Genomic DNA, 11,227 nt, shown 5'->3' with positions numbered 1-11,227 from the left:
TTAGGGTTCGATGCCCTTCACCCTTTGTGACCGGTAGGAGACGAAGAGTTGAGAACCTCCGCCCATCTCTGGAATCCCGCGCCCGGACGCCACCGCCCCGGAAGCCGCCCCGGAAGCCGTCGCGGCGCCGCCTGGAAGGTCGCCGCCGCGCTCGTCGCGATGCCCCTGCTCCCGGTGGCGCCGCTGGGCGCCTCCCCGGTCCACGCGGACACGGCCGCGGACGGGGAGCGCCTGGCCGACCTGCGCGAGAACATCGACCTCCTGTTGAGGCACTCGTCCCTGGAGGGCGCGGTGTCCGGCGTGGTCGTCACCGACCCCGACACCGGCGAGGTGCTCTACTCGCGCGACGGCGGAGAGCGGTTGCTGCCCGCGTCCAACATGAAGCTGTTCACCGCCGCCGCGGCCCTGGAGGTCCTGGGCGACGACCACACCTTCTCCACCGAGGTGGTGGCCGAGGCGGATCCCGGCCACCGGCGCTCCGTGGAAAACCTGTACCTGGTGGGCGGCGGCGACCCGACCCTGTCCGAGGGCGACCTGGACCAGCTGGCCGCCGACGTGGCCGGTGCCGGGATCAGGGTCGTGCGGGGCGGCGTGTACGCCGACGACACCTGGTTCGACTCCGAGCGCCTCGTGGACGACTGGTGGCCCGAGGACGAGCCGTACGCGTACTCGGCGCAGATCTCCGCCCTCACGGTCGCCCACGGGGGACGCCACGACACCGGTGTGACGGAGGTCGTGGTCTCCCCGGGGAGCGTGGGCGGTCCCCCCGAGGTCGACCTCGGCGCGGCCGAGGGCTACGCCGAGCTGGACAACCAGGCCCTCACGGGCGCGCCGGGCAGTGGGAACACCCTGGCCGTCGACCGTGTGCTGGGTACCAACACCGTCACGGTGAGCGGCGCGATCCCGGCCGGCGGCGCCCCCGTGACCGCCGTGCGCACGGTGCACGAGCCCGCCGGGCTGGCCGGGCACCTCTTCGAGCGGGCGCTGGAGCGGCACGGGGTCGAGGTCGCGGGCGGTGTGGAGTTCGGCGACGCGCCCGGGGGCCGGTCCGGCGCCAGGGTCCTGGCCGACCACGAGTCCCCCGAACTGGGGGAGATCCTCGTCCCGTTCATGAAGTTCAGCAACAACGGGCACGCGGAGATGCTCGTCAAGAGCATCGGCAGGGAGGTCGCGGACGAGGGGAGCTGGGACGCCGGACTCGCCGGTGTGGAGAAGGCCCTGACCGGACTGGGCGTGGACACCTCCGCCCTCGTCCTCAACGACGGCTCCGGCCTGTCCCGGGGCAACCTGGTCACCGCCGACACGGTCGTGGACCTGCTCACGCGCTCGCGCGACGCCTCCTGGCACGGGACCTGGAGGGCGTCCCTCCCGGTGGCCGGGGAGAGCGACCCGCTGGTGGGCGGCACCCTGAGGTACCGGATGGGGGGCACCGCCGCCGAGGGCGTCGTCTCGGCCAAGACCGGCACCATGACCGGGGTGAGCGCCCTGTCGGGGTACGTTCCCGGGCCGGACGACGGCGAACTGGTGTTCAGCATCGTCAACAACGGTCACAGCGGTCCGGCGCCCAGGGGCGTGCAGGACGCGATCACCGTTCGGCTGGCCGAGTACGTGGGCCACGGGGCGTCCGCCGGAGCCCGTACGCGGAGCGCGCGCGTGGAGGGCGGCGGTGAGCTGGAGTGCTCCTGGGAGCTGGCCTGCTGACGCGTCACGGGTCCGGGCCGCCGGAACGCCGATCCGTCGTCGGGCCGGTGCCCGGTCCGGCACGGTCACCGGCCCATCGGTTCCCACCAGGCGCGGCGGCCGAGGAAGGCGGGGAAGCGGGGCTGGGCGTCGGCGTCCTCGGGCGGGGCGCGCCTCCTCCAGCCCCACCCGACCAGGGAGTTCACAGCCGTCCTCGGTGTCACGCCCGGCCGCTACGCGGCGCGCGCGACACCAGCCGACTGAGAGTCCGGTACACCTCCTCGGCCGTCAGCTCCGGTTCGGTGCAGGCCCGCACGAACAGGCCGTCGACGGCGGCGCACACACCCGAGCGGTCGTCCGGATCGGGCAGGTGGGGCACGAGGAAGGCGTCCACGGCCCGGTTCCAGCGCTCGATCTGGGGGCGCAGGGCCGGGCGCCGCGCGGCGAGCAGGAACAGCTCGCACTCGGCCATCACATGGGCTCGCTCGGGTCCCGGACCCGCCGCGATCATCCCGGCGAGGGCGCGCAGGGCCGCGTCCGCGTCGTCGGGCAGGGTCGCCAGGGCGGCCACGTAGGTGTCGTTGACCCGGGTGAGGGCGTCCACGAGCAGGTCGTCGACGGCCGCGTAGTAGTAGGTGACCGCGCTGGGGGCGACCCCGGCCTCGGCGGCGACGCGCCGCTGGCTGACCGAGGCCACGCCGTCGCGCTCGACCACGCGCATGACGGCGTCCAGCAGCTGTCGTCGGCGCCGCTCGCCCTTGCGCCTGCGGCCGTCGGCGATCGGCTCCGGACCGGCGGCCTCCGCGCTGCTCCCGCTCAATGCCGTCCACCCATCTCCAGGGCCATCACCCCGGCGATGATCAGGGCGATCCCGCCCACCTGGACCCAGGTGAGCGACTCCCCGAAGAGTGTGACGCCGATCACGGCGACCAGCGCGATACCCGCGGCCGCCCACACGCCGTAGGCCACTCCGAGCTCCATGCCCCGGGTGAGGGACTGGCTGAGCATGAGGAAGGCCCCGGCGTACCCGAGCACGACGAAGACCGAGGGAACCAGGCGGGTGAAGCCCTCCGAGAGCTTGAGCGAGGTGGTGCCGATCACCTCGGAGATGATCGCGCCGGCCAACCAGAGCCACGACATGGAGCCCTCCCAACAGGAGAAACGAGCTTTTGGTCAGGCTTGGACGGAGCATAAACCTGAGCGTTCGAACTAGATTCTAGGGGTCGATTGCAGGGCAGGGATCCCCCGGCGCGCGGCGCGGGTTACGGATAGCCGTAATCTCATACCCGAAGGAAGTCGACTCATACCCCCCAGGTGTATTGTCGGTGGTTCCGGTGTCTCCCCGCGTCAGTGATAACCGATCTATACCGATGCGTGAGATCTCAGAACCTTTTGGGCGCTCGCGCGTCTTACTGGCAGTACACGGCGTTCAAGGCATGACATGGAGGTACCAGACGTGACGGGAAAGACACCCCCGGTGGTGATGCGCCGGCTCGGTATCGGACTGGTCGCGCTGGCGCTGGCCGCGACGGCCTGCACGTCCGGTGAGGCCGAGACGCAGGGCGGAGGTTCCGAGCCCACCGACGCCACGCCCCCCGCGGAACTGGTGATCACCCCCGAGGACGGCACCGGGGAGGTCGCTCCGAACTCCCCCGTCCAGGTCACCGCGGAGAGCGGCGTCATCACCGACGTCCAGGTGGACCAGACCGTCGTCGACGAGGCCTCCGCGGAGGGCGAGCAGGAGACCCCGGGCCTCTACGACGTGACCGGCACCCTCAACGGGGACGGCACCGAGTGGGTCAGCGACTGGAACCTGCGCCCCGGCTCGGACGTCGTGGTCACCGCCACCGCCGAGAACGACGCCGGCGAGGAGACCGAACTCGTCCACGAGTTCACCACCCTGGCCGCCGTTCCCGGACAGCGCCTGGAGCTGGCGTCCAACTACCCGGTCACCGGTGACACCGTCGGCGTGGGCATGCCGATCGTCATCAACTTCGACCTGCCGGTCACCAACAAGGCGCAGGTCGAGAACTCCATGGAGGTCGTCTCCGAACAGGAGGTCGCGGGCGCCTGGAACTGGACCAACGACCAGACCGCGGTGTTCCGCCCCGAGGAGTACTGGGACCCCTACCAGGCCGTCACCGTCGACCTCCGTCTCGCGGGCGTCGAGGCCTCCGAGGGCGTCTACGGGGTGAGGAACCACCAGATCGACTTCGAGATCGGCCGCGAGCTGATCGCGACCATGCACGTGCCCGACCACGAGATGGTCGTCACCGTCGACGGTGAGCACGAGCGCACCATCGAGGTGAGCAACGGCAAGGCCAACCGCCGCTTCGACACCACCAGCAGCGGCGTCCACGTGCTGATGGAGCGCTACGAGCACATCACCATGGACTCCACCACCGTGGGTATCCCCGAGGACTCCCCCAACTCCTACAACGTGGACGTGCAGTACGCGGTCCGCACCTCCAACAGTGGCGAGTTCGTGCACGAGGCCTCCTACAACTCCGCCATCGGCTCGGCCAACACCTCCAACGGCTGCACCAACCTGCGCATGGCCGACGCCCAGTGGTTCTTCGAGAACACCCTCATGGGCGACGTGCTGAACACCACCGGCACCGACCGCGAGTTCGAGTGGAACAACGGCTGGGGCTTCTGGCAGAAGTCCTGGGACGACTGGCTGGCCAACAGCGTGACCGGCGAGCCGCAGGTCACCGACGGCTCCGGCACCCCCGGCTCCGTCCACGGCGAGCGGTAACCGCCTTCCGAACGCCGAGGGGGCGCCGGGGACCACACGGTCCCCGGCGCCCCCTCCTCGCGTTCCGGCCCTCCCGCCTGACCGCCGTTCCGGTCAGTCCTCCCGGGACAGCCGGGCGACGACGGCGTCTATCACCAACTCGGTCACGGCGGCCATGTCGACGGCCTCGGGGTCCAGGAGCCACTGCACCTGCAGGCCGTCCATCACGGCGATGACCGCGGCCGCCGCGGCATGAGCCGGGGTGCGCCCGTCCGGTCCCGGAGCGCCGGCGGCCTCCCGGTACTCCGGCCCGAGCCGGTCCAGAACGGCGTCGCCGATCGCCTGGCGCAGCACCCTGTAGCGGTCCCGGAACCACTCCTGCGCGGGGTGCTCGTCGGTGGCGCTCTCCGCAGACAGCACCGCGTACAGCCGGGTGGTTCCCGGGCGGGCCGCGTTGCGCTCGGCGGTGGACACCAGGTGGTCCAGCATCCGGCTGCCCTCCGGGGCCGGGTCGGTGTCGTCGCGCAGCTCCAGGACCGCGGTGAGCAGGTCGGTCTTGGAGCCGAAGTGGTGCAGGACCCCCGCCGGGGTGATGTCGAGCATCGCCGCGATGTCGGCCAGCGAGGTGTTGTGGAAACCCTGTGAGGCGAACACGTCGGCGGCCGTGCGCAGGATCTGCTCGCGCCGGTTCACCCGTCGGCGTGGCGCCGGGGCCTCCTCGGCACCGGGGGAGGGACGTGTGTCCGGCGCTGGTGTCGTCTCGCTCATTCCTGCTCTCCGCTTCCTGCGCTCCTTCGGGGCGCTCGGGGTCCGTGGCTGGGGTCGGGACCCACCTCTACGGTATCGAGACTTCCCACCTCTCTTGCTTAATGAGTATTAAGTAAGTAAGGTTCCGCTCCAAGAGACGTACGTCACAAGAGCAGGGGCTCATGACCTCAGACATCCACGCCCGTGTCACCCGGCTCCCGATCGAGGACAAGGTGCGCATGCTGACCGGCCGCACCGGGTGGGTCCTGCACGAGATCCCGGAGGCCGGACTGCTGCCGGTCACCGTCTCCGACGGCCCCGCCGGGGTGCGCGGCACCGAGGCCACCCAGCAGGAGCACTCGGCCAGCACCCCCAGCCCCACGGCGGTCGCCGCGGCCTGGGACACCGGGCTGATGGAGCGCACCGGCCGCTTCTTCGCCGCCGAGGCCCGCCGCAAGGACGTCGACGTCGTCCTCGCCCCGGTACTCAACCTCCACCGCTCGCCCGTCGGCGGGCGCCACTTCGAGTGCTTCTCCGAGGACCCCGTCCTCACCGGTGAGCTCGGCGCGGCCTTCGTACGCGCCGTCCAGGGAGAGGGCGTGGGAGCCTGCCCCAAGCACTTCGTCGGCAACGAGACCGAGCGCGAGCGCACCAGCTACCGCGCCCGTATCGACGAGCGCACCCTGCGCGAGGTCTACCTGCCGCCCTTCGAGGCCGCCCTGGACGCCGGGGCGTGGACCGTCATGGCCGCCTACAACGGCGTGGACGACGGCGTGGAGTCCAACAGCATGACCGACCACCACCGCCTGCTCACCGGGTTGCTCAAGGAGGAGCTCGGCTTCGACGGAGTGGTGGTCAGCGACTGGACCGCCGCCCGCAGCACCGCGCCCTCCGCCAACGCCGGACTCGACCTGGTCATGCCCGGCCCGCGCGGCCCCTGGGCCGAGGGCGACGCCCTCCTGCGGGCCGTCCGCTCCGGCGAGGTCCCCGAGTCCGTCATCGACGACAAGGTCGTCCGCGTCCTGCGCCTGGCCGCACGGGTCGGCAAACTCGACCACGACACCTCGCCCGCCGTCGAGGGTGAGGACGAGCGCGTCCTCCTGCGCGAGACCGGATCACGCGGCCACGTCCTGCTCCGCAACGAGGGCGGCCTGCTGCCCGTCGCCGTCGACGACGTGCGCCGGATCGCGCTCATCGGCCCGAACGCGGTGGACGCCTACACCCAGGGAGGCGGCAGCGCGCACGTCAACTCCAAGTACCTGGTCAGTCCCGCCGAGGGGCTCCGCGAGGCCCTGCCCGACGGGGTCGAGCTCACCGTCGTGCGCGGCGTCGATCCCCGGCGGCTCCTGCCCGCGGCCTCGCGCGACCTCGTCACCTCCCTGGGCATGACCCTCCTCGACGCCTCCGGAGACCCCGTCGGCACCCCCGAACTCGACCGCACCGCCTTCCACATCGGCGTCGACGACCCCCGTGCGGCCAGGGCCGTCGTCACCGCCGACCTCCACCTCGCCGAGCGGGGCCTCCACCAGGTCGAGGTCGGTGTGGTCGGCCGCCACACCGTCCGCGTCGACGGCGACGTCCTGGCCGAGGGCGGCCGCCCCGCCTCCGACGCCGAGATCCTGGAGTCGCGGCACAGCCACCCCGACGGACCCCGCACCGGGATCGTGGTCGACGCCCCCCGCACGGTCCGCGTCGAGATCGGCCTGGAGGTCTCCGACTTCGGCGACTTCGGCCGCGGCGTCGTCGCCCAGCTCCGCCACCTGCCGCCCGGCCCCTCCGCGGAGGAGGAGATCGCCGAGGCGGTCCGGGCGGCCGAGGACTCCGACGTCGCCGTTGTGGTGGTCGGCACCAACGACGAGGTCGAGTCCGAGGGCTACGACCGCCCCACCCTCGCCCTGCCCGGGCGCCAGGACGAACTCGTCCGCCGCGTCGCCGCGGCCAACCCGCGCACCGCCGTGGTGGTCAACGCCGGAGCCCCCGTGCTCCTGCCCTGGCTCGACGAGGTGCCCGCCGTCCTGTGGTCCTGGTTCGGCGGCCACGAGTACGGCCACGCCCTCGCCGACACCCTCACCGGGCGGTCCGAGCCCACCGGACGCCTGCCCTGGACCCTGCCCCGCGACCACGCCGACGTTCCGGTCATGGACACCCGGCCCGACCGCGGAGTCCTCGCCTACGACGAGGGCGTGTTCGTCGGCTACCGCGCCTACGACCGCGACGGCCGCGAGCCCCACCGCCCCTTCGGGTTCGGGCTCGGCTACACCGACTGGGAGATCACCGAGGCCCTCCTCGGCGACCCCCTCCCCGAACGCGACGGCGGCCTGCTCGGCGGTCCCGTCCGAGTCACCGCGACACTCGCCAACACCGGTGCCCGGCCGGGACGCCACGTGGTGCAGGTCTACGTGGAGCCCCCCGCCGACAGCGCGGGTACCACGCGTCCGGTACGGGCCCTGGCCGCGTTCGCCTCCGTACGGGCCGAGCCCGGATCGGAGGCCACCGTCCACCTCGACGTCCCGCCGCGGGCCTTCGCGGTCTGGGACCCCGCCACCCACTCGTGGCGCACTCCGGAGGGGACCTACCGCCTCGCGGTCGGCTCCTCCAGCCGCGCCATCGCGCACCGCCTCTCCCTCGACGTGCGCTAGTCCGTATCATCCGTCTCGCCTCGCTCGCGTGTTCTGGTGCTCAGGGACCGGGAACCTCGGTACCCGAACCAACCCCCCCCGCAGAAGGTCCCCCCGAGGAGACAGCATGAAAGTTCCCATCCCCCCACCGGGCGGTATGTCCCGCCGCGGCCTGCTCCGCGCGGGCCTGACGGCGTCGGCGCTCGGCTCCACCGCGGCACTCGGCGGATGCGCCGCCACCGTCGGCCCGGCCGAGGACCGGCCGCTCGTCCCGCCCAAGGGCCCCGACGAGAACATCACGCTCACGTACTGGACCTGGTGGCCGGGCCTCCAGGCGGTGGCCGACATCTGGAACGCCGAGCACCCCGACATCCAGGTCAGGGCCGTGACCATCCCAGGCGGGCTCGACGGCGGGTACGCGAAGATGTTCAACTCGCTGGTCGCGGGCAACCAGCCCGACCTGGCGCAGGTGGAGTTCTTCCAGATCCCCTCCTTCCTGCTGGAGAACGGACTGGAGGACCTCGGCCGGTACGGCGCGCTGGAGTACGCCGACCGCTACGACGAGTGGCAGTGGCTCCAGGCCTCCTACGTCGGCGGCCACTACGGCGTCCCCGTGGACTCCGGGCCGCTGACCTACTTCTACCGGGCCGACAAGTACGAGGAGTGGGGGATCGACGGCGCTCCCGCCACCTGGGAGGAGTACGCGGAGGCCGCCCGCCGCGTCGCGGCGGCAGAGGACGGCGCCTTCATCGAGTCCTTCCCCGTCGGGGACGCGGACTGGCTCGCCGGCATGTGCATGCAGGCCGGAGCCCGGTGGTTCAGCACCGAGGGCGGGGAGTGGTCGGTCAACCTCGTCGACGACGCCTCGGTACGGGTGGCCGAGTTCTGGGAGGGGCTGGTCCGCGAGGGCGTACTCAACCTCACCCACGCCGTGTGGTCCACCGGCTGGTACCAGGGCCTGCAGCAGGGCACCATCGGCACGTGGACGGTCGGCAGTTGGGGCGACGCCATCATCAGGGGCAACGATCCCGACAACCCCGGCCGGTGGAAGGTCTCCAGCATGCCCCAGTGGGACGACGGGCAGCGCCGGGAGGGCACCTGGGGAGGTTCGGCCTCGGCCGTGCTCAGCGGGGCGCCCCACCCCCACGAGGCGGTGCTGTTCGCGAACTGGCTCAGCACCGACCAGCGTGCGGTGGACGCCATGATCACCGAGTGCGGCATCGGCTGGGCCGCCTCGGAGGAGCTCAACGGGAACTCGGTCCGCAACCAGGGGCCCGACCCCTACTTCTCGGAGCAGAACTACACGAGCACCATCGCCGAGGCCACCGAGTACATCCCCACCGACTGGGAGTGGGGTCCGACCCTGTCCAGTACCAAGGACCACATCGGTGACGCGTTCCGCTCCGCCGTCGCCGACGGCACCTCCTTCGTGGACGCCCTGGCCGTCGCGCAGGAGAGGACCGTCGACGACATCCGGAACAAGGGCCTGTCCGTGAGGAGCGCGTCATGACCGCCACCACGCGTACCGCGCCCGGAGCGGACTCCCCGGACAGACCGGGCACGGCCCCCGCCGTGCCTCCCCGCCGCCGGTTCCCGTCCAGGGCCCTCATCCCCTGGGGTTTCGTCGGACCGTTCCTGACGCTGTTCGCCCTCTGCTTCGTCCTGCCGATCCTGTACGCGCTCTACCAGAGCCTCATCCAGATCCGCCGGTTCGGCCTGTTCGGCGAGGAGGGCCGGGAGACCGTCTTCGCCGGGTTCGACAACTACGCCCGGGCCCTGGGCCAGGAGACGTTCGTCGACTCCATCGGCCGCGTGCTGCTCTTCGGCGTCGTCCAGGTCCCGGTCATGATCGGCCTGGCCCTGGTACTGGCCCTGCTCCTGGAGTCGGCCTCGGCCCGCTGGCCCGGCTTCTTCCGCGCCCTGTACTTCATGCCCTACGGCGTCCCCGGCGTGGTGGCCTCGCTGCTGTGGGGCTTCCTGTACGTCCCGGGCCTGTCCCCGGTCCTGGACGTGGCCGGATGGGCGGGCCTGGAGCCGGACCTGCTCGGTCCGAACAGCGTGCTGTGGTCCATCGCCAACATCATCACGTGGCTGTTCATCGGCTACAACATGCTGATCCTCGTCGCGCAGCTCAAGACGATCCCGAGCGAGCTGTACGAGTCGGCGCGTATCGACGGGGCCGGACCGCTCCAGACCGCCTGGAACATCCAGCTGCCGCTGATCCGTCCCGCCCTGGTGCTGACCACCGTCTTCTCGATCATCGGAACCCTCCAACTGTTCGCCGAGCCGCAGATCCTGGCGGCGTTCACGGTGAACATCGACTCCGCGTACACGCCGAACATGGCGGCGTACAACTCCGCGTTCACCGACAACGACTACAACGTGGCGGCGGCGCAGTCGGTCATCGTGGCCCTGACCGCGTTCGTGCTCTCGTTCGGGTTTCTCTGGTTGGTCAACAGGAAGGACCGGCGGCGATGACCACGACCGACGTCAAGAAGGGCGACGCGGCGCCCGCGCGGCGCCGCCCCGGGGGCCGGGGCACCGCGACCGGTGCCTCCACCAGGTCAAGGATCCTGGTCACCGCGATCCTCGCCGTCGCCGCCGTCTACTTCCTGGTACCGGTGTACTGGGTGTTCGTGGCCGCGACCAAGACCACCTCGGACCTGTTCAACTCGTTCGGTTTCGGGCTGGGCGAGGACTTCGTCCTGTTCACGAACATCTCCGAGGTCCTCACCTACAACGGCGGCATCTTCTGGCGCTGGACCCTCAACAGCCTCCTGTACTCGGTGCTCGGCGCCTCGCTGGCCACCCTGCTGGCGGCCGCCGCCGGGTACGCCCTGGCCAAGTACGACTTCCGGGGCCGCGAACTGGTCTTCGGCCTGGTCCTGGGCGGTGTGCTCGTCCCAGCGGCGGCCACCGCCCTGCCGCTGTACCTGCTGTTCAGCCAGATCGGCCTGGCCAACACCTACCTGGCGGTCCTGCTGCCCAGCCTCATCTCCCCGTTCGGCCTCTACCTGTGCCGGATCTACGCCGACGCGTCGGTGCCCGACTCCGTCATCGAGTCGGCCCGGCTGGAGGGCGCGGGCGAGGGACGCATCTTCTTCACGCTCGGGCTGCGCATGATGGCCCCCGCACTGGTGACGGTGTTCCTGTTCCAGATGGTGGGCATCTGGAACAACTACTTCCTGCCGCTGGTGATGCTCGCCGACGAGGGGCTGTACCCGATCACCCTGGGCCTGGTGACCTGGCAGTCCTACCAGGGCCGTGACATCGAGATGTACACGCGGGTGGTGACGGGCTCCATGCTGTCGGTCATCCCGCTGATCATCGCCATCATCGTCCTCCAGCGCTACTGGCGCGGAGGCATGACCGCGGGCGCCGTCAAGGGCTGACCCGCGTCGGCGGGACCTCCGACCGAGCCCTTCGGAGGTCCCGCCACCCCGGA

Annotated in this window: 9 protein-coding genes; 6 read left to right on the top strand and 3 right to left on the bottom strand. The window is 71.3% G+C overall.

Annotation, left to right across the window (positions count from 1 at the left end; all coding sequences use genetic code 11):
* The first annotated feature begins 159 nt into the window (after nt 1–159).
* Entirely contained in the window at nt 160–1,701 is a 1,542-nt protein-coding gene (gene dacB, locus FYX01_RS14205) for a D-alanyl-D-alanine carboxypeptidase/D-alanyl-D-alanine endopeptidase (protein WP_190394342.1), read from the top strand.
* Nucleotides 1,702–1,900: 199 nt separating this feature from the next.
* Here dacB and FYX01_RS14200 read toward each other — a convergent pair whose 3' ends face one another.
* Nucleotides 1,901–2,401 carry a TetR/AcrR family transcriptional regulator gene (locus FYX01_RS14200; RefSeq protein ID WP_150241901.1) on the bottom strand — a complete coding sequence of 167 codons (501 nt, stop codon included), beginning with the start codon at nt 2,399–2,401 and terminating at the stop codon, nt 1,901–1,903.
* A 95-nt stretch (nt 2,402–2,496) separates the two neighbouring features.
* Nucleotides 2,497–2,820, bottom strand: a complete 324-nt coding sequence (locus tag FYX01_RS14195) for a DMT family transporter (RefSeq protein ID WP_150241465.1) — start codon at nt 2,818–2,820, stop codon at nt 2,497–2,499.
* Nucleotides 2,821–3,136: 316 nt separating this feature from the next.
* On the opposite strand from FYX01_RS14195, the gene FYX01_RS14190 reads away from it, so the two are divergent.
* Nucleotides 3,137–4,438 carry a L,D-transpeptidase gene (locus FYX01_RS14190; protein ID WP_150241463.1) on the top strand — a complete coding sequence of 434 codons (1,302 nt, stop codon included), beginning with the start codon at nt 3,137–3,139 and terminating at the stop codon, nt 4,436–4,438.
* A gap of 93 nt (nt 4,439–4,531) precedes the next feature.
* Here FYX01_RS14190 and FYX01_RS14185 read toward each other — a convergent pair whose 3' ends face one another.
* The gene (locus FYX01_RS14185) at nt 4,532–5,185 is read right to left on the bottom strand and encodes a TetR/AcrR family transcriptional regulator (RefSeq protein ID WP_150241461.1); all 654 of its coding nucleotides are present in this window, start codon (nt 5,183–5,185) and stop codon (nt 4,532–4,534) included.
* A 161-nt stretch (nt 5,186–5,346) separates the two neighbouring features.
* On the opposite strand from FYX01_RS14185, the gene FYX01_RS14180 reads away from it, so the two are divergent.
* The 4 genes from FYX01_RS14180 (at nt 5,347) to FYX01_RS14165 (ending at nt 11,174) form a co-directional block, all read left to right on the top strand.
* Nucleotides 5,347–7,803, top strand: coding sequence for a beta-glucosidase (locus tag FYX01_RS14180; protein WP_150241459.1), 2,457 nt, complete (start codon nt 5,347–5,349; stop codon nt 7,801–7,803).
* A 106-nt stretch (nt 7,804–7,909) separates the two neighbouring features.
* Nucleotides 7,910–9,292 (top strand): ABC transporter substrate-binding protein, encoded by a 1,383-nt coding sequence (locus tag FYX01_RS14175; RefSeq protein WP_150241457.1) that lies wholly within the window; start codon nt 7,910–7,912, stop codon nt 9,290–9,292.
* Nucleotides 9,289–10,260, top strand: a complete 972-nt coding sequence (locus FYX01_RS14170) for a carbohydrate ABC transporter permease (RefSeq protein WP_150241455.1) — start codon at nt 9,289–9,291, stop codon at nt 10,258–10,260. Before FYX01_RS14175 ends, FYX01_RS14170 begins: the two co-directional genes overlap by 4 nt.
* Complete coding sequence (locus tag FYX01_RS14165; protein WP_150241453.1) at nt 10,257–11,174, top strand: carbohydrate ABC transporter permease; 918 nt, start codon at nt 10,257–10,259, stop codon at nt 11,172–11,174. The genes FYX01_RS14170 and FYX01_RS14165 overlap by 4 nt, the downstream gene beginning before the upstream one ends.
* Nucleotides 11,175–11,227 lie beyond the last annotated feature (53 nt).

Origin of the sequence: Nocardiopsis quinghaiensis (assembly GCF_008638365.1) — a bacterium.
Lineage (GTDB): Bacteria > Actinomycetota > Actinomycetes > Streptosporangiales > Streptosporangiaceae > Nocardiopsis > Nocardiopsis quinghaiensis.
Note: the sequence above shows the minus strand (reverse complement) of the source record. Positions and strands in the feature narration are given on the sequence as shown.